Origin of the sequence: Deferribacter thermophilus (genome assembly GCF_049472675.1) — a bacterium.
In the GTDB taxonomy this organism is placed as follows: Bacteria; Chrysiogenota; Deferribacteres; order Deferribacterales; family Deferribacteraceae; genus Deferribacter; species Deferribacter thermophilus.
In genome coordinates, this window is record NZ_JAPNXM010000001.1 from 306,025 (window position 1) to 325,619 (window position 19,595).

At 29.6% G+C, this 19,595-nt stretch carries 20 protein-coding genes; all 20 read left to right on the forward strand.

The features are described from left to right. The first annotated feature begins 96 nt into the window (after positions 1–96). The 20 genes from OWM07_RS01555 to rpoN are packed head-to-tail and all read left to right on the forward strand — an operon-like array spanning position 97 to position 19,593. The gene (locus tag OWM07_RS01555; RefSeq protein WP_423301916.1) at positions 97–1,647 is read left to right on the forward strand and encodes a cyclic di-GMP-binding domain-containing protein, MshE-related; all 1,551 of its coding nucleotides are present in this window, start codon (positions 97–99) and stop codon (positions 1,645–1,647) included. Positions 1,648–1,655: 8 nt separating this feature from the next. Then, the gene (locus tag OWM07_RS01560) at positions 1,656–3,020 is read left to right on the forward strand and encodes a glucose-6-phosphate isomerase (protein ID WP_423301917.1); all 1,365 of its coding nucleotides are present in this window, start codon (positions 1,656–1,658) and stop codon (positions 3,018–3,020) included. Continuing rightward, on the forward strand, positions 3,004–4,260 hold the full coding sequence (gene tilS / locus OWM07_RS01565; protein ID WP_423301918.1) for a tRNA lysidine(34) synthetase TilS: 1,257 nt from the start codon (positions 3,004–3,006) through the stop codon (positions 4,258–4,260). The genes OWM07_RS01560 and tilS overlap by 17 nt, the downstream gene beginning before the upstream one ends. Further along, positions 4,253–4,786, forward strand: coding sequence for a hypoxanthine phosphoribosyltransferase (hpt, locus tag OWM07_RS01570; RefSeq protein ID WP_423301919.1), 534 nt, complete (start codon positions 4,253–4,255; stop codon positions 4,784–4,786). Before tilS ends, hpt begins: the two co-directional genes overlap by 8 nt. A gap of 20 nt (positions 4,787–4,806) precedes the next feature. Further along, positions 4,807–6,669 (forward strand): ATP-dependent zinc metalloprotease FtsH, encoded by a 1,863-nt coding sequence (gene ftsH / locus OWM07_RS01575; protein ID WP_423301920.1) that lies wholly within the window; start codon positions 4,807–4,809, stop codon positions 6,667–6,669. After that, the gene (folP, locus tag OWM07_RS01580; protein WP_423301921.1) at positions 6,662–7,855 is read left to right on the forward strand and encodes a dihydropteroate synthase; all 1,194 of its coding nucleotides are present in this window, start codon (positions 6,662–6,664) and stop codon (positions 7,853–7,855) included. Before ftsH ends, folP begins: the two co-directional genes overlap by 8 nt. Next, positions 7,848–8,615 (forward strand): diadenylate cyclase CdaA, encoded by a 768-nt coding sequence (cdaA, locus tag OWM07_RS01585; RefSeq protein WP_423301922.1) that lies wholly within the window; start codon positions 7,848–7,850, stop codon positions 8,613–8,615. Before folP ends, cdaA begins: the two co-directional genes overlap by 8 nt. Continuing rightward, on the forward strand, positions 8,596–9,504 hold the full coding sequence (locus OWM07_RS01590) for a CdaR family protein (RefSeq protein WP_423301923.1): 909 nt from the start codon (positions 8,596–8,598) through the stop codon (positions 9,502–9,504). The genes cdaA and OWM07_RS01590 overlap by 20 nt, the downstream gene beginning before the upstream one ends. Further along, positions 9,501–10,859 (forward strand): phosphoglucosamine mutase, encoded by a 1,359-nt coding sequence (glmM, locus tag OWM07_RS01595; protein WP_423301924.1) that lies wholly within the window; start codon positions 9,501–9,503, stop codon positions 10,857–10,859. Before OWM07_RS01590 ends, glmM begins: the two co-directional genes overlap by 4 nt. Before the next feature lie 21 nt (positions 10,860–10,880). Further along, the gene (locus OWM07_RS01600) at positions 10,881–11,615 is read left to right on the forward strand and encodes a pyridoxine 5'-phosphate synthase (RefSeq protein ID WP_423301925.1); all 735 of its coding nucleotides are present in this window, start codon (positions 10,881–10,883) and stop codon (positions 11,613–11,615) included. Next, complete coding sequence (acpS, locus tag OWM07_RS01605; protein ID WP_423301926.1) at positions 11,612–11,947, forward strand: holo-ACP synthase; 336 nt, start codon at positions 11,612–11,614, stop codon at positions 11,945–11,947. The genes OWM07_RS01600 and acpS overlap by 4 nt, the downstream gene beginning before the upstream one ends. A 9-nt stretch (positions 11,948–11,956) precedes the next feature. Further along, positions 11,957–12,688, forward strand: coding sequence for a 3-deoxy-manno-octulosonate cytidylyltransferase (kdsB, locus tag OWM07_RS01610; protein ID WP_423301927.1), 732 nt, complete (start codon positions 11,957–11,959; stop codon positions 12,686–12,688). Next, complete coding sequence (locus OWM07_RS01615; RefSeq protein ID WP_423301928.1) at positions 12,681–14,309, forward strand: CTP synthase; 1,629 nt, start codon at positions 12,681–12,683, stop codon at positions 14,307–14,309. Before kdsB ends, OWM07_RS01615 begins: the two co-directional genes overlap by 8 nt. Continuing rightward, a complete protein-coding gene (gene kdsA, locus OWM07_RS01620; RefSeq protein ID WP_423301929.1) occupies positions 14,303–15,073 on the forward strand; it encodes a 3-deoxy-8-phosphooctulonate synthase in 771 nt (256 codons plus the stop codon). Before OWM07_RS01615 ends, kdsA begins: the two co-directional genes overlap by 7 nt. Continuing rightward, positions 15,064–16,026 (forward strand): KpsF/GutQ family sugar-phosphate isomerase, encoded by a 963-nt coding sequence (locus OWM07_RS01625; RefSeq protein WP_423301930.1) that lies wholly within the window; start codon positions 15,064–15,066, stop codon positions 16,024–16,026. Before kdsA ends, OWM07_RS01625 begins: the two co-directional genes overlap by 10 nt. Then, positions 16,023–16,514 (forward strand): KdsC family phosphatase, encoded by a 492-nt coding sequence (locus OWM07_RS01630; RefSeq protein ID WP_423301931.1) that lies wholly within the window; start codon positions 16,023–16,025, stop codon positions 16,512–16,514. The genes OWM07_RS01625 and OWM07_RS01630 overlap by 4 nt, the downstream gene beginning before the upstream one ends. Continuing rightward, positions 16,487–17,035 (forward strand): LPS export ABC transporter periplasmic protein LptC, encoded by a 549-nt coding sequence (lptC, locus tag OWM07_RS01635; protein ID WP_423301932.1) that lies wholly within the window; start codon positions 16,487–16,489, stop codon positions 17,033–17,035. The genes OWM07_RS01630 and lptC overlap by 28 nt, the downstream gene beginning before the upstream one ends. Continuing rightward, positions 17,019–17,477, forward strand: coding sequence for a lipopolysaccharide transport periplasmic protein LptA (gene lptA, locus OWM07_RS01640; protein ID WP_423301933.1), 459 nt, complete (start codon positions 17,019–17,021; stop codon positions 17,475–17,477). Before lptC ends, lptA begins: the two co-directional genes overlap by 17 nt. Before the next feature lie 7 nt (positions 17,478–17,484). Further along, on the forward strand, positions 17,485–18,201 hold the full coding sequence (lptB, locus tag OWM07_RS01645; protein ID WP_423301934.1) for an LPS export ABC transporter ATP-binding protein: 717 nt from the start codon (positions 17,485–17,487) through the stop codon (positions 18,199–18,201). Then, positions 18,202–19,593, forward strand: a complete 1,392-nt coding sequence (rpoN, locus tag OWM07_RS01650) for an RNA polymerase factor sigma-54 (RefSeq protein WP_423301935.1) — start codon at positions 18,202–18,204, stop codon at positions 19,591–19,593. Positions 19,594–19,595 lie beyond the last annotated feature (2 nt).

The window sequence follows — 19,595 nt, forward strand, 5'->3', positions numbered from 1 at the left end:
TATATTAAACCAATAAATTTTATACATCAATAAAATTGTTTTATTATTACAATTATGTTATAATAATAAAAAATTAAAAAAATAAAGGGTATAGAGATGGCTAAAAAAATAGGTGAATTACTAGTTGAGAAAGGTGCTATAACTAAAGAGCAGTTAGAAATAGCCTTAAAAAGGCAGTCAATTACAGGTGAAAAATTAGGTCATATTTTGGTAAAGTTAGGTTTTGTTGATGAAGAGAAGTTTTATAAGCTTTTAGCAGAACAGTTTAATATTAATAAGTTTGATAAAGATGAATTTATAATCACAAAAGAAGCTCAAAACTGTCTTTCACTAAAAACTGTAGTAGAAAATGAGATTATCCCTTTAGAAAAAAAGGAAAATAAGTTATTTATAGGGTTTTCAAATTTTACAATATTAAATTTAATTAAAGACTTTGAGTTTGAATCAGGGTGTAAAGTATACCCTTTTCTTATGCCTGATAATATGGTAAAAAAGATTATAATAGATTTTCAGAATTTCCCTTATGGTTTGAAGGACTATAAATACAAAAGCTTGAAAAAATATTTGATAGAAAAATATAATACTTTTGATGTAGATTTGGGTAAAGTCGCTGTATTAATAGATGAACTTGAACAAAACTATACTCAAATAATTTTCACAGATGGTGAGCAGCCATTCTTAAAGAAAAACAGTGCTATTTTTAAAGTTGATTATAAATTAATTAAGCACACTGATATATTGAATTTTATAAAATTATATCTGTCAGAGGGGTTAAGGAAGAAGTTGGTTGAAGATAATAATATAAAAATCAATCTAAACATTTATAATAAAACATTTTTATGCTCGATTTTAAAGCAAAGAGGGAAATATAATGTAATATTAAGTCCTGTAAGTAAACATATCCCTGATATTGTGAGTTATGATATTGAACAGCCTTTATTTAGAGATTTAATATCTATGCGTGGTGGTTTGTATTTAATAGCAGCACCTCATGGCCATGGAAAATCGACTTTTATGAGCTCTATTGCAAGTCATTTCAGTAAGAATTTAAATACAACAATAATATATATTGATGAGTTTATAATGTATAGGTTTGAGAGTGATTATTCTTACATTATGCAGATTGAGCTAGGAAGTGATGCTGAAAATTTAAAAGATGCTTTATTATTAGATAAGGTAATTAATTCAAATATAATTTTTATAGGTTTGTTGAATAACTTAGAAGAATTTGTAAATATTTTACAATTAGCTGAGGCAGGTAAAAAAGTTTTTATAAGTTTAGAAACCCCTGATATTACCAGTGCCATTAGTTATATTAATTCCTTAATTGAAAAAACAAAAGATTATTCAATAAGGGAGAGGTTTGCAAACGTTTTAAGGGTATGCTTGGCTCAAAGGTTAGTTAATTTAAGAAACAGTATAAAAAAATTGTATATTTATGAATATATGAGAATGAATTTAAAGGTTAAAAGGCTTATTGTTGAAAATGCTATATCACAAATTAATTCACAAGTAAAAGGATCATCTGATTATATCCCTTTGGAGAAAAAGTTTGCCGATTTAATAAAAGAAGGAGTGCTTGAAAAAGATGATATTTTTAATTATTCTTTAAATTATGATATTTTAAAAACATATATTAACTTGTGAGAGGGGGTATGGAAAATATAAAAGTAGATATTAATTATTCTTTAAAAAAATTTTTAAATTCTGGTTTGACTGAAAGCGATATTGAAAATTATAAATCCAAAGCACAAAATGGCTTGCTTAAGCTAATTCAGTTGCATTCAAATGGTGAAGTAGGTTTTCCCGATGTGGTTAACCAAAATATCTCCGAGATTAAAGATTTTGCTAAAAAAACATTAGGAAAATATAATGATCTGATTGTAATTGGCATTGGTGGTTCATCATTAGGTATAGAAGCTGTTTGTGAAGCTTTGTTACCTTATGGTTACAACGCCTTAAGCTATTCGGAAAGAGGGTGTTTTCCTAGGATTTGGGTTTTAGATAATGTTGATCCTTTTAAGAAAAAATCGATACTCAGGCATTGTAAAGCTGAAGATACATTGGTTTGTGTAATTTCGAAGTCTGGTTCTACAGTAGAGACTATTTTTAATTTTGTCTATGTTTATAACTGGTTAAAAGAAAATTTGAGAAAGAATTTAAATGAACATTTAATATTTATTACAGATCCTGAAAAAGGTTTTTTGAAGAAATTTGGTAATGAAAACAAAATAAAGATGTTTGATATTCCAAAAAATATTGGTGGTAGATTTTCTGTTTTTACACCTGTTGGCCTTTTACCTTTTGCTCTTCTTGGAATTGAAATTGATAGACTTTTGGCTGGAGCTAAAAATTTTATCGATGAAGGTATTAATAAATGTTTATTATTATCTGCAATTTACATGTATTTTATTGAAAACAGTAAAAATATAAATGTTGTAATGCCTTACACTTCTAGATTAGGCAAGTTTGTAGAATGGTTTTGCCAGCTTTGGGCAGAAAGCTTAGGAAAAGCTGCTAATAACAAAGGTGAAACTGTAAATTTTGGCACAACACCTCTTAAGTCTATAGGTTCTGTTGATCAACATTCACTGTTGCAGTTATTTAAAGAGGGACCAAATGATAAGCATTTTACATTTATTGAGGTTTTAAATCATCAATTTGATAATAAATGTGTTGATGTATTTGATGATAGTTTAAGTTATTTTAAAAATGTTTCATTAGGACAGCTGATTAATTATGAGTTGCATTCGACGGAATTGGTTTTAAGAAAAGCTGGTAGGCCTTCCATTAAGATTATTATGGATTTAATTGATGAATATAACATTGGTTATTTAATGATGATGTATATGTATATTGTAAGTATCATAGGATTGGCAAATGATATCAATCCATTTGATCAACCTGGGGTTGAAGAAGGTAAAAAATACACAAATGCTTTACTTGGCCGAAAAGAGTTTATAGATTTTAAAAAGGATTTTGAGCAGGAATATCTTAAATTAGATGAATACATTATTTGAAAAGTTTTTGTATGAACAATGTAGGTTTTTAGAAGGCAAAAAGGTAATAGTAGCTTTTTCAGGTGGTAAAGACTCTGTTTCTTTACTGTACTTTTTAGCTAACAATAAGTGTTTATTGAAAATATCTGATATTGTTGCTTGTCATATAAATCATCAGTTAAGAAAAAATAGTGACAGAGACGAAAAGTTTGCTTTGGGTTTTTGCAAAAAATTAGGTTTAAAGATATATGTTTTTAAAATTGATGTTTATGAATATGCAAAAAAGTATAATTTGAGTATTGAAGATGCTGCGAGAAATTTAAGATATAATAGATTAAACGAATTATTAGAAAACTTAGGTTTTGATTATATTCTAACCGCTCATCATAGAGATGATTTAATAGAAAATTTTTTTATAAGAGTTTTTAGGGGAACACCTCTTTATAATTTAGGTGGATTTAATTTAGAAAGCAGTAATGTTAAAAGGCCTATGTTGGATATAGACAGAAATTTAATAGATGAGTTTGTAAATTATTACAAATTAGATTTTATGGTTGATGAAAGTAATTATGATGATAGGTTTCTCAGAAATTGGGTTAGAAATAAGTTAATGTCAGAAATAGCAAATTACAATAAAGGCTTTTTTAAAAATATTATTAGACTTATTGATGAGTCAAAAGAGCTAAAATCTTTTTTAGATAGTAAAATTAATGTTCATATTTTAGAAAATTTTGATGATTTTAAATTTTTTTTATTAGATGATTTTTTAAAGTTAACTGATTATGAAAAAAAGTATTTTTTGATGTCATTGTTAAATAAATATTTCAAGGTAGAAAAAAGACATATAAACTCTATAATTGATATATTTAATTACAAAGAGTCAAAAAGGGTAATACTGCCTTTAGGCTTTGTTTTTGAAAAATCTTATAAATACTGTTATCTTTATAAAAAATATTACTTGAAGAATTTTGAAATTATAAAAGATTCAAGAACTTTTAAAGTGCAAATACCTCATTTAAATAAATGTGTTGTATTCAAAAGGGGATTAAAAAACAAAAGTTTGTTAATTAGGAATAGGCGTAAGGGTGATAGGTTTTTGGGTAAAAAATTAAAGGATATTTTTATTGATAAAAAAATTGATTTAGTTATAAGAGATACTTCTGTGTTAGTTGAAGAAAATGGAAATATTTTATGGGTTGAAAATATATCTAAAAATGATGATATTGAAATAAAATATATAAAAGGTGGGGAAAATGATTAGTAATTATAAGTTAGAGACATTTATAACTAGGGATGAGATTGAGTCAAAAGTAAAAGAATTAGGTGAGAAGATTACAGAAGATTTTAAAGGTGAAGAGTTATTTTTGGTGGGAGTTTTAAAAGGGTCATGGATTTTTATGGCAGATTTGGTTAGAAATATCGATTTACCTTTAGAGGTTAGCTTTATTTCTGTATCAAGCTATGTGGGGCAAACTACAAAGTCATCAGGTGTTGTAAGATTACTTTGTGATATAGATAAGCCCCTAAATGATAGAAATGTTATTCTTGTTGAAGATATTGTGGATACTGGTCTTACTTTGAGTTATTTAAAGAAATTGCTTGAAGTCAGGAATCCAAAATCTTTTAAGATATGTGCATTGCTTGATAAACCAGAAAGAAGGATTGCTGAAATTTCGGCAGATTATGTTGGATTTACAATACCTGATGAGTTTGTTGTGGGGTATGGTTTGGACTACAATGGATATTTTAGAAATCTAAAAGATATTTCTATTTTAAAATTATTATAAAATACTGTTAGGGAGTGAAAATGAAAAATAATTTTTACAAGAATTTAATGCTTTGGATGGTAATTGCATTGATGATGGTAGTTATGTTTAATTTTTTCAATACAGGTCAAGGACTAAGTAAAAAATTATCATATTCTGACTTTATCAATAAAGTTCAAGAAAATAAAGTTAAGGTAGTTATTATAAAACAGAATCATATAACTGGGGAGATGACTGATGGAACACAATTTGAAACATATTATCCCACTGATGATGAGCTTGTAAAAATTTTAAGAGAACATAAAGTTCAAATATATGCAAAACCGCCTGATCAAAATCCTTGGTATGTACAGGTATTAATTTCTTGGCTGCCAATGATTATATTGATTGGTATCTGGATCTTTTTCATGAAGCAGATGCAGGGTGCAGGTGAGAAAGCTTTTTCTTTTGGTAAAAGTAGGGCAAAGTTATTAACTCAAGATCAGCAAAAGGTTACTTTTAAAGATGTGGCAGGTGTAGAAGAAGCAAAGGAAGAGTTACAAGAGATAATTGAGTTTTTAAAAGACCCGCATAAATTTCAGAGATTGGGTGGGAAAATTCCAAAAGGGGTTTTATTAGTTGGTCCTCCTGGAACAGGTAAGACATTGTTAGCAAAAGCTGTGGCTGGAGAAGCAGGAGTACCTTTTTTTAGCATATCTGGTTCTGATTTTGTTGAAATGTTTGTTGGTGTAGGTGCAGCAAGAGTTCGTGATCTGTTTGAACAAGGGAAAAAACATGCTCCATGTATTATTTTTATAGATGAAATTGATGCGGTTGGTAGGCATAGAGGAGCAGGTCTTGGTGGAGGCCATGATGAAAGAGAACAAACGCTTAATCAACTGTTGGTAGAGATGGATGGTTTTGAATCAAATGAAGGTGTTATACTTATTGCAGCAACTAATAGACCGGATGTCCTTGATCCTGCATTATTAAGACCAGGTAGATTTGATAGACAAGTTGTAGTTCCAAGACCTGATGTAAATGGTCGTTATGAAATTTTGAAAGTGCATACTAAAAAAGTTCCATTGGCTGATGATGTTGATTTAGAAATCCTGGCAAAAAGTACACCAGGTTTTTCTGGTGCTGATTTATCTAATTTAGTAAACGAAGCTGCCCTTATTGCTGCAAGGAAAAATAAAGATAAAGTTTATATGGAAGATTTTGAAGAAGCAAAGGATAAGGTTTTAATGGGTAAAGAGAGAAGAAGTATGAGTATTAGTGAAGAAGAGAAAAAGGTTACTGCTTATCATGAGGCTGGACATGCAATTGTTGCTAAGTTTATACCTGGAGCTGACCCTGTTCATAAAGTTAGTATTATTCCTCGAGGGATGGCATTAGGTGTTACTCAACAACTACCCCAAGATGACAGACATATGTACAGTAAAGAATATTTAGAGGGGATGATCAGCGTATTGATGGGTGGTAGAGCTGCAGAAGAGATAGTATTTAATAGATTTACTACTGGGGCAGGAAATGATATAGAACGAGCAACTGATATAGCAAGGAAAATGGTTTGTAGCTGGGGTATGAGTGAAAAATTAGGACCGCTTGCATTGGGTAAAAAAGATGAAGCAGTTTTCTTAGGTAAAGAGATTGTCTCTGCTAGAGAGTTTAGTGAAAAAACAGCCATTATGATAGATGAAGAAATAAAATCGATTGTAATGAATAATTATAAGAGATCATTAAATATTCTTAAAGAAAATATAGATATTTTACATGCAACGGCAAAGCTTCTTTTAGAAAAAGAAACAATAGATGGCAAAGAATTGGATGAGATAATTAAAAGCTTTAAGGATAAAAATGATAGTAGTGATGATGGTGGTAATATTGATATAGAAAAGAGGGATAATATAGAAGATGTTTAAATTTTATCAGATAAATAATGATAAAGATAGATTATTGTATGAATTAAAGAAAATTGGTGTAGATAATTATGCTTTATCTTTATATGAAAAGGGTGAAATTTATTGTATTAAAGTATTAGACTTATCCCCTGGACAAGCTAATATTTTAAAACAGGAAGCTCTTTCGCTTGGTGGAGATGTGGCAGTAGCTAAAGGATCTATTAATTGTAAAGTAGAGAAAACCGATGCTTTGGTATTGTTAAATAAAAAATCTCTTAAGAAGTTTATAAAAAAATTAAAAGTTCAACCTTTTAATTTAAAAGTATTAGCTGATGAATTAGGTGAATACTTAAATCTAAATGATACAAATATCTTAGTAGCTAGAGATAAAAATATTTATTTAGATGAGCCTCAAATTGTAGGTATTTTAAATACAACCCCAGATTCTTTTAGTGATGGGGGGTGCTTTACAGATAATGATTCTATTGAGAGAAGATTGGAGTATTTTTTAGAAAACGATGTGAAGATTGTAGATATTGGTGGAGAATCAACTAGGCCTGGGTCTTTGCCTATTTCAGCTTCAGAGGAGATTAGTAGGATCAAATATGCTCTTAGTAAAGCTTTGGAAAAAGATTTTATAGTTTCTATTGATACATACAAATCTGCAGTTGCAGATTTTGCATTAAAAGAAGGAGCCCATATTATTAATGATATTAGTGGCTTTACTTTTGATGATAAAATGGTGGAAGTTTGTAGTAGATATAATGCTGCGGTATGTCTTATGCATATTAAAGGTACTCCAAAAGATATGCAAAATAATCCACAATATACAAATATATTAGAGGAGATAAAATTATTTTTACTAAATTCAGCTAAAAAAGCTATGGATTTTGGAATTAGAAAAAATAGTATTATTTTGGATCCTGGTTTTGGGTTTGGTAAGACTTTGAAAGATAATTATATAATTTTAAAATACTTAGAAGAATTTAAGATGCTTGGGTATCATTTATTAGTTGGCGTATCAAGAAAATCTATGATAGGTAACATTATTGATAAACCACCAGTTGAAAGGGATATTGCAACTAAAGCTATCGAGTTTTTAGCAATTACAAAAGGTGCCGATTTTATTAGAACTCATGATATAAAAACTGCAAAGGATATTGTAAAAATAGGAAAATATTATAAAGGGATTAGTTTAGATGCTTGAGATTTTGAGAGATTTTTCAATTATTGATTTGATTGATATTACAATTATTAGCTTTGTAATTTATCGTCTTTTGTTGCTTATTAAAGGGACTAGAGCATTTAGTATGTTTTTTGGTATCGTTTTTCTGTTGATTTTTTCTGTAATTTCCAAATTCTTAGGGCTAAAAGCTACAAGTTGGATGTTGAGTAATTTCTCTGGTTACTTATTTTTGACTATTATTATTTTGTTTCAACCTGAAATCAGAAGGGCTTTAGCGGTATTGGGTGAAACTGGTATTTTTGGTAATTTTGCTCAAAAAAGGGTTGCTGTTGTAGATGAAATTGTAAAAGCTTGCACTATTCTTGCAAATAGACAAATAGGGGCTTTAATAGTTATAGAAAGAAATACAGATTTGACTCATTATGTCCAAAGCATGCAAAAGGTTGATTCAGTTGTAACAAAGGAGATACTTTTAAGTATATTTATCCCATATTCACCTTTACATGATGGTGCGGTGGTTATCAAAGATGACCGTATCGTGTATGCAAGTGCTATTTTGCCTTTGACAAAAAGAGAGGATATAGATAAGTCATTTGGGACTAGACATAGAGCTGCTTTAGGAATTAGTGAAGAAACTGATGCAATAAGTATAGTAGTTAGCGAAGAAAGGGGAACAATTGCTGTAGCAGCAAATGGAAGAATTTCTACTGAGTTGGATGCTGATATGTTGAAAAATACATTAGTTTCATTGTTAGGGATAAATGATGAATCTAATTCTTAAAAATTTAGAATTGAAAATAATTAGCGTTATTATGGCTTTATTTTTTTGGTTTATAGTTGTTACTTCAGATTATAAAGAGGCCTCCTATGATGTTCCTATAGTCTTAGAAAATCTAAATAAAGGGTTAATTGCTGTATATGATACGAATTTGGTAAGAGTAACTGTGAAAGGGCCAGATTATATTTTAAAAAATATTAAATTTAGTGATTTAAAAGTAAGAGTAAATGCTGATTTACTGAAATATGGTAAAAATAGATATATAATTTCCAATCAGGATGTGTCAACTCCAAAAGGGGTTGAAATAGTAAATTTAGATCCTCGTGTTATCGTGATTACAATAGACAAATTAGTTGAGAAACAATTGAAGGTGGTGCCTGTTTTTATTGGATCGCCAAAATTAGGCTATAAAGTTAAAAATATAAAGGTTTATCCTAATACTGTCAAAGTAAAGGGTGCTGAAAATAGTATAAAAGATATGAAGACAATAGAAACATTACCTATCGATTTAAATAATAAATTTAGAGATTTGACTTATAATATTGCTATCAGGAAAGTTCCAGGTTTAATGGAGGTTGAACCTGCTTATATTGATGTCGTAGTTAAATTTATGGAAGATATTGTAACCAAAAAGATAAATTTGCCAGTATCTATAATAAATAAAACTGATTATAATGCAGATCTCCTTGATAATGAAGTTAGTGTAGAAATTAAAGGGAGGAAAGATTTATTAGAAGATGATAGAATTTCTGAGATTATTAAAGTGTATGTGGACTTATCTGATATTAAATCTCAGGGTAGGTTTTTATTACCTGTAAAATACGATGTGCCTGAAAAAGTTACTGTATTAAGAATTAAGCCTTCGAAAGTTAGAGTAGAGGTGAAAAAGTGAGAAAATATTTTGGAACAGATGGGATTAGGGGAAGAGCCAATGTTTTTCCTATGATTTCGGATTTTGCGTTAAAATTAGGGAAGGCTATTGCTACAATTTTTAAAAATGGTGGTAAAAAACATCTAATAGTTATAGGTAAAGATACAAGAATATCTGGCTATATGTTTGAAAATGCTATTGTTTCTGGGATATGTTCAATGGGTGTTGATGCTGTTTTGTTGGGTGTTTTACCAACACCAGCTATAGCATTTATTACAAAGAGTTTGAGGGCAGATGCAGGGGTTGTTATTTCTGCATCACATAACCCATACTATGATAATGGGATCAAGTTTTTTGGACCTGATGGTTATAAATTAAGTGATGATTTGGAATTAAAAATAGAAGAATTAGTTGAAAAGAATAATTTCAATCTTTCACCAACAAATATTGGTAAAGCATACAGAATTGAAACAGCAATTGGTAGATATGTGGAGTATGTGAAATCTACTTTTGATAAAGATATAGATTTAAAAGGGTTAAAGATTGTTATTGATTGCGCTAATGGTGCAACTTATAAGGTAGCTCCTATGGCTTTTTCTGAATTAGGCGCTGATGTGATTGTGATAAATGATAAGCCGAATGGTTACAACATAAATGATGGGTGCGGTGCAGTAAATCCTGAACAATTACAGGGTGAAGTGATTAAACATAAAGCTGATTTGGGGATAAGCTTTGATGGTGATGGTGATAGAGTTATTTTTGTTGATGAAAAAGGGGAAATAGTAGATGGAGATTATATACTTGGTATATGTGCTGACTTTATGAATGAGATTGGGAGCTTAAAAAATTCGACAATAGTTGCTACTGTGATGAGTAATCTTGGTTTTGAGAATTCACTTCTTAACAGAGGTATTAAAATGATTAGAAGCCAAGTAGGCGATAGATATGTATTGGAAGAAATGTTGAAAGGTGGATATAATCTAGGTGGAGAACAATCAGGACATATAATTTTTAGTGATTATAATACTACGGGGGACGGTTTAATTAGTGCATTACAACTTTTAAAAGTGCTTGTTAGAAAAGGGGATTCTTTAAATAATATAAAAAAGTTTATTGAAGTTTATCCTCAAAAGTTAAAAAATCTACCTGTTGATGAAAAAGTTCCATTTGAAAGGTTAACGAAGCTACAAAAAATAATTAGAGATATAGAAAATGAGTTGAAAAACTCTGGAAGAGTTTTAGTGAGATACTCAGGGACTGAAAATAAGCTCAGAGTCATGGTAGAAGCAGAATTTGAAGATAAAATTGATGAATATATTGATAAAATTTGTGAAGTTGCTATTGAAGATATAAACAAAAACAAATCTAGAAATTAGATTTTGTGGAGGGAAAGTTTAATGATTAAATTAGGAGTTAATGTAGATCATGTGGCTACTGTTAGACAAGCAAGATTATCTATTGAGCCAGATCCTGTTAGAGCCGCAGTTTTGGCAGAGCTAGGTGGTGCTGATGGTATAACCATTCATCTAAGAGAAGATAGAAGACATATTCAAGATAGAGATTTATTTCTACTAAAAGAGACAGTAAAAACAAGACTTAACCTTGAAATGGCATGTAATGAAGATGTTATAAATATAGCTTTAAAGGTTAAGCCTGATATGTGCACTCTTGTTCCTGAGAAAAGACAGGAACTGACTACAGAAGGCGGTTTAGATGTTATAGAAAACTTTAATTTAGTAAAAGATACTGTTTCTAGATTGATGGATGCTGGCATAGAGGTTTCTATTTTTATAGATCCAGATGAATCTCAGCTTGAAAAAGCAACATATACTGGTGCGAAATTTGTAGAACTTCATACAGGTGCTTATGCTGATGCAAAAGGTGGCGAAAAAATCAAGGAGCTTAAGAGATTAAAGTCTGCTGCTAAAATAGCAAAAGAGCTTGGATTTATTGTGAATGCAGGTCATGGATTGGATTATTATAATATTATTGATATTGTTAAAATTAAAGAAATTTATGAGGTAAATATTGGACATTCTATAATTGCTAGGTCAATTTATGTAGGTATAAAAGAAGCTGTTAGAGAGATGAAAGATTTAATATGTAAGCACTCATTAGAGTGTAAAAAATGATTGGTTGTGATATTATAGAAATTGAAAGGTTAAAAAAAAGTTATATTAAATACGGAGAAAAGTTTTTAGATAAGATTTTATCTACAAAGGAAAAAAAGATATTTTTTACAAAACATTTAAATAAATATAGTTTTTTAGCTGGCAGATTTGCAGCGAAGGAAGCTGTGATAAAATGTCTGGATAAAACAATAATTTCTTATAATAAAATTGAAATTTTAAATGATAAATCTGGAAAACCGTTTATTGTTATTGATAATTCTGTAAGAGATGATCTAAAATTATCAATTTCTCATTCAAGAGATTATGCAATGGCTGTTTGTTTGAAAATTTGAGAGGTTTTTATGGCTACTGTTATTATACCTGCGAGATACGATTCAATAAGGTTACCTGGTAAACCCCTGATAAAAATTAATGGTGTAAGTATGATAAATAGGGTTGCATCAAGATGTCTTAAGTCAAAAGCTGATAGAGTGATTGTTGTTACAGATGATCTTAGGATTTTGGAAGAGTGTGAAAAGATAGAAGGTTTAGAATGTGTAATGAGTGATAAAGATATTAAAACGGGAAGTGATAGGGTTGCAAAAGTTGCTAAGTTTATAAAAGATGATGTAATTATTAATGTTCAGGGGGATGAACCATTTATTGATCCAAAATTAGTAGATAATTTAATTGAAGTTTTGACAAATGAAAAAGATTTGGATATGGTAACTGCTTGTTGTGAAGTTTCGTTAGAAGAAGTGGATAATCCAAATGTTGTTAAGGTTGTTACAGATAATGAAGGTTATGCTTTGTATTTTTCAAGGCAATTGATACCTTTTGTAAGGGATGATGCTAAAAGTATTAAATATAAAAAACATATTGGAGTTTATGGTTTTAGGAGAGATTTTTTGTTTAAATTTACTGAAATGTGCGAAGGGGAATTAGAAAGATTAGAAAAGCTTGAACAATTAAGAGTTTTAGAAAATGGTGGAAAAATAAAGGTAATTTTGACTAATTATAAACCTTTTTCTGTTGATACTATGGAGGATGCAATTAAAGCTGAAGAAATTGCAAAGGAGATTGATAATGGCTAAATTTATTTTTGTAACAGGTGGAGTTTTGTCATCTTTGGGAAAAGGGATAACTGCTGCTTCGATTGGTACACTTTTAGAAAGCAGGGGTTATAAGGTTTTAATTAAAAAGTTTGATCCCTATTTGAATGTTGATCCTGGTACTATGAGCCCTTTTCAGCATGGTGAAGTGTATGTAACTGACGATGGGGCTGAAACTGATTTGGATTTAGGTCATTATGAGAGGTTTTTATCTACTCCTACAACAAGAGAATGTAATATAACAACTGGTAAAATTTATTATAATGTAATTAATAAGGAAAGAAGAGGAGATTACTTAGGTGCAACTGTTCAAGTAATCCCTCATGTTACTGATGAAATAAAAAACAGTATTTTTAAGCTATCTGAACAGTATGATATTGTAATAACTGAAATAGGTGGTACTGTTGGGGATATTGAAAGTTTACCATTTTTAGAAGCGATAAGGCAGATGAAGTATGATTTGGATGAAAATGATGTAGTTTATATTCATGTTACACTTGTACCGTACATAAAAAGTGCTGGTGAATTAAAAACGAAACCTACACAACATTCAGTAAAAGAGCTAAGGGAAATAGGTATTCAACCAGATATTTTAGTATGTAGATCAGAATATCCTTTAGATGAATCTATCAGGAAAAAGATTGCTTTATTCTGTAATGTTTCTAAAAATGCGGTAATTAATGCTATAGATGCATCCACGATATATGAAGTTCCATTGCTTTTACATAAAGAGGGTATAGATAAAATAGTATTAGAAAAATTAAAATTGGAGAAAAGGGATATTGATCTTTCAGACTGGGAAAATGTGGTTTATAGATTAAAAAATCCGGAAGATACTGTGACTATTGGTGTAGTAGGAAAATATATAAATCTTAAAGATGCTTATATCAGTTTGAATGAAGCATTGGTTCATGGTGGTATAGCAAATAAGTTGAAAGTTGAGATTAAATGGATTGATGCTGAAGATTTAGAGCATGGAAATTTAAGCAAGTATTTAGATGATGTTGATGGGATATTAGTACCAGGTGGTTTTGGGGAAAGAGGGGTTGAAGGTAAGATAAATGCTGTTAATTATGCTCGGAATAAAGATATCCCATTTTTTGGTATATGTCTTGGGATGCAGTGTGCTGTTATTGAATTTGCAAGAAATGTGATGAAGTATGAAAGTGCTAATAGTGTTGAGTTTGATCCAAAAACACCATATCCTGTAATAGATTTCATGCAGGAACAAAAGAATATAAAACAGCTTGGCGGGACAATGAGGCTTGGAGCTTATAAGTGCCAGATAACTGAAGATTCATTGGCTTACAAAGCATATCAAAAAGATGTAATTTATGAAAGACATAGACACAGACTTGAGTTTAATAATGAATTTTTAGATGATTTTAAAAAAGCTGGCTTACATATATCTGGTATAAATCCAGATAGAAATTTGGTGGAAATTATTGAGTTAAAGGCACATAGGTGGTTTTTGGGGTGCCAGTTTCATCCTGAGTTTAAATCAAGACCATTATATCCCCATCCTCTTTTTAGAGATTTTATAAAAGCTGCTTATAATTTTAAGCTTGAGAAAAAGGATGTATCTCAGGAGAAAGAATGTTAATAATTGCTGGACCTTGTGTTTATGAAAATGATGAAATTGCTTTTAAAACTTGTGAATTTTTAAAGAATTTATGCAGTAAGTATGGTTTTGAATATGTTTATAAAACTTCTTATGATAAAGCAAATAGAAGTTCTATAACATCTTATAGAGGACCAGGTATTGAAAAAGGGGTCTCTTTTTTTGAAAGATTGAAAAAAGAGTTTGAAGTAAAAATATTGACAGATTTTCATTCTGAACAAGAGGCATACTTAATAAAAGATTATGTGGATATTTTACAGGTACCAGCTTTTTTATGTCGCCAAACAGATATTTTAAAAGCTGCTGCTTTAAGTGGAAAAATTGTGAATGTAAAAAAAGGTCAATTTATGGCTCCGTGGGATATGAAAAATGTTGTTGATAAATTAAAATATTTTAATGCAAAAGATATTATGATTACGGAAAGAGGGTACAGTTTTGGTTATAATAATTTAGTAGTTGATTTTAGGAGCTTTCCAATAATGAAAGAGTTTTGTGATACTGTAATTTTTGATGTTACTCATTCTGTTCAACTGCCTGGTGGTAAAGGGGCTGCATCTGGTGGAGAAAGGAGATTTGCTCCATATTTAGCAAGAGGGGCTGTTGCATGTGGTGTAGATGGGTTATTTTTAGAGGTTCACCCTGATCCTGATTCTGCCTTGTGTGATGGGCCAAATATGTTAGATTTTAAAATGACAGAGGAATTATTTGAACAGGTAAAAAAAATACAGGATGCATTATGGATTTAAAAGAGGTAGCAAAGAAAGCTTTAAAAATAGAAGCTGATGCGATTTATAATCTAATCGATAGGATTAATGATCAGTTTTTAAAAGCAGTAGATATTATTTATAATTGTAAAGGTCGTTTGGTAGTAACTGGAATGGGAAAATCAGGTCTAATTGGTAAGAAGATAGCTTCTACTTTTGCATCTACAGGGACACCTTCACTTTTTTTACACCCTGCAGAAGGGGTTCATGGTGATTTAGGGATGATTGTAAAAGATGATGTAGTATTAGCAATATCAAATAGTGGAGAAACTGATGAAATTGTTTCAATACTACCTATTATTAAAAGATTAGGTGTGCCTTTGATTTCAATTGTTGGTAGAGTTAATTCTACTTTAGCAAAAAAAAGTGATTGTGTTTTGGATGCATCAGTTGAAAAAGAGGCTTGCCCTTTAAATTTGGCTCCAACAGCCAGTACAACAGCTGCTTTGGCTTTAGGGGATGCTTTAGCAATAGCTTTATTAGAAAAGAGAGGGTTTAAAGAAGAGGATTTTGCACTATTTCACCCTTCTGGAAGTCTCGGTAAAAGATTACTTTTAAAAGTATCTGATATTTACCATACTGGCTCAAAAGTTCCTATCGTAAAAGATAGAGCTACGGTTACTGATGCTATTTTAGAGATGAGTTCAAAAGGATTTGGTTGTACAGCTATAGTGAATGATGATGGTGTTTTAGTGGGTATTTTAACAGATGGTGATCTGAGGAGAGGTTTAGAAAAGTTTAAAGATTTATTTATAAGAAATGTTATGGAAATAGCATCAAAAAATCCTAAAACAATTGAAGAGGATGCTTTAGCAGCGAAGGCATTACAATTGATGGAGAAGCATTCTATAACAACTTTACTCATAGTTGACGAAAATAAAAGGCCTTATGGGATAATACATTTGCACGATATATTAAAGGCAGGAATTGTATGATAAAATACATTTTTTTAGATGTTGATGGTGTATTGACAGATGGTGCTATTATTTATAGTGAAAAGTATGGTGAGATTAAAAACTTTCATGTAAGGGATGGGTTAGGGATTAAGTTAGCTCAAAGGCTTGGTTATAAAATTTTAATATTAACAGGAAGAGAATCAAAGATTACAGAGATGAGATGTAAGGAATTGGGTATAGAAGATATTTTTCAGGGAGTTATGAATAAAGTAGAAGTGTATGAAAAACTAAAAGAGAAATATGGTTTTGATGATAGTGAAGCTGCTTATATAGGTGATGATTTAAATGATTTAAGCCTTTTAAAGAGAGTTAGTTTTTCAGCAACGGTTAATGATGCTCCAGATTATATTAAAAATGAGGTAGATTATATTGCGCCTGTAGCAGGTGGAAGGGGGGCTGTAAGATATTTTATTGAGGAAATTATTAAGAGAAATAGACAGTGGCAAGAAGTTTTAAAATTATATTAATATTTATTTTTGTTCTCTTTCTTTTAGTACTTTTGATTAATTCTTATTTTAAAAGTAAAATAAAATTTAATGATTTAAATATTAAAAAAGATATTATAAGTGTGCAAAATTTTGAGCTATCTAAAAGATTTTCTGAAGGTGAATATTACAAACTTACTGCTGATGAAGCAATTTATAGTAAAAATAACAAATTAGTTAACCTAAAAAATTGCAAATTAATCTATCATAAAGAAAGTAACGATATAATTTTAAATGCTAATAGTTGTGAATATGTTCTTGATAAAAAGCTGCTTGTAAGAGGAGATATTAATGTTTTGTTCAATGGTTATACTTTATTTACTAAGGATAAAGATGCTATAGGGGAATATTCGTTAGAAAGTAAAACTTTAAAATTGGAAGGAAATATTGTAATAAAAGATAAATTCAATTATATTACGGCGAAAAGATTAAAATACTATTATGATAAAAATTTATTGTTATTCAAAGATAATGTAGAGGTTAATTATGAAATTAGTTTTTAGATTTATATCTATTTTTTTATTATTTAGTTGTTTAGGGTTTGCTGAAAATAGAGTTCAGATAACTTCAAATGAGCTTACTTATGATGTAAATAAAAGAATATCGATCTTCAAAGGTGATGTTGATGCTATTTATGATAATTCCACTATTAAAAGTGATTTAATGTATGTGTATTTAGATGATTTGAATAAGCCAAGTAAGATAGTTTGTAAAGGGAATGTAAAAATTATAAAAGATAATATGACTGCTTTGGCAGATAATGCAGTTTTTGATATAAAAGAGGACATTTTAGTATTGGAAGGGGATGTCAAAATTTGGCAAAATAAAAATTACTTGGAAGGTGATAAAGTCACTTATTATAATAAAGAGAAAAGGGTTGAAGTTAAGAATAATGATAAGGGGAAAGTAAAAATTATTTTTATCCCAGAAAATAATCAGAATTAGAGTAAATATGTTAGAAGTTTTGAATTTAAAGAAGCGATATAAGAAAAGATTTGTGGTCGATGGAGTTAGTCTTCATTTATCTAAAGGTGAAGTAGTTGGGTTGTTAGGACCAAATGGAGCTGGCAAAACCACAACATTTTATATGATAGTTGGTATTATCAGGGCTGATGAAGGTGTAATTCGTTTTAATGAAGAGGATATAACTGATTTACCAATTTATAAAAGAGCATCGTTGGGTATCGGTTATTTACCTCAGGAGATTTCTGTATTTCGTAACTTGACTGTGTATGAAAATATTTATGCTGCAATGGAGTTTAAATTTAAAGATAAAAAGCTAATAGAAGAGAGAACAGAGAGATTAATAGATGAGTTTGGTTTACAACATGTTAGAGATACAATCGGATATGCTTTAAGTGGTGGTGAAAAAAGGAGAGTTGAAATTGCTCGTTGTTTATCGATAGAGCCAGAAATTATCTTACTGGATGAACCTTTTGCTGGGATTGATCCTATTTCTGTTCAAGAGATACAAAAAATGATTGCTAAATTAAAAGAAATGAATATTGGTATTTTGATTACTGATCACAATGTAAGAGAAACTTTACAGATTACTGATAGGGCTTATATTATGTATGAAGGGAAGATATTAACACATGGTGATCCAGATACAATTATTAAAGATGATAAAGTCAGAAAGACTTATTTGGGTGAAGGGTATTCAATATAGATGAATAAAATAGATATAACATTAAAAACAAAATTATCTCAAAAGTTATTAATTACCCCTCAAATGAAACAATCTTTGAATATACTACAATTACCAATCATGGAGCTAAATCAGGAGTTGAACACAATTTTAGAGAATAATCCTGTTTTAGAAGAGGTAAATGTAAAAGAGGATATGGATAATTATAATGATACAGAGATAGATAACTATATAAAAGAATTACAAAAAGTAGAGTGGGAATCATTTTTTAATGAAGATGATTATAAAATATATATAGCTGATGATAGTGAAGATATTAATTTTGAAAAATTTGTTAGTAAAAAGCCAGATTTGTATAGTCATTTACTCTTTCAGCTTAAAATTTCAGGATTGAAAGATGATGAATACAGAATTGGGGAATTTATTATTGGTAATCTAACAGAGAATGGTTATTTTAGATTGGATATAGATGAAGCATCTGAAAATTTAGGGGTTGATAAAGATAAGTTTTTAAAAGTATTGAAGAAAGTCCAAGAATTTGAGCCATCCGGCATAGCTGCAAGGGATTTAAAGGAATGTTTGCTTATTCAACTTAAAGATTTTGAAATATTAGAAATTGATTTTTATTTTATTACTCGCTTGTTAGAAGATTTTGAGTTAGAATTAATCGAGGGAAAATATGATAAAATCATAGATAAGCTTGATATTGATGAGGATTATTTAAAATTTTTATTAAGTATTGTTAGAAAATTAGATCCTAAGCCTGGGTTGAAATTTTCAGAAAATACTCAATATATAATTCCTGATGTGTATGTATATAAGACAAGAGATGGTCTAGAGGTTAAGTTAAATGAAGAGCATACACCATCAATTAAATTAAACAGTTATTATCTTAAGATATTAAAAAGTAATTCATTGGATGAAAAGACAAAGTCGTATATTGAGGATAAAATAAAGAATGCATTATGGGTTATCAAAAGCTTAAATCAGAGAAAGAAAGCCATTTTAAAAGTTGCGGAATTTATAGTGAACCATCAGAAAGATTTCTTTTTAAATGGGGATACAAAGTTAAAACCTTTAAAATTAAAAGAAGTGTCTGATGCTACTGGTCTTCATGAATCTACTGTCAGTAGGGTAACATCCAATAAATATTTAGCTTGTGAGTATGGGGTTTTTGAAATAAAGACTTTTTTTGTAAAAGGGATTGAAACAGGTGAGGGAACTATTAGTATTGAAGAGATTAAAAATCAAATTAAAGAAATTATAGACAATGAAGATAAAAAGAAGCCGTTAAGTGATGAAAAAATTGTGGAAATTTTATCAAAAAAAGGTATAAAAGTTGCTAGAAGAACTGTTGCAAAATATAGAGATGAATTAGGTATACCATCATCTAGTAAAAGAAAAAATAAATAGGA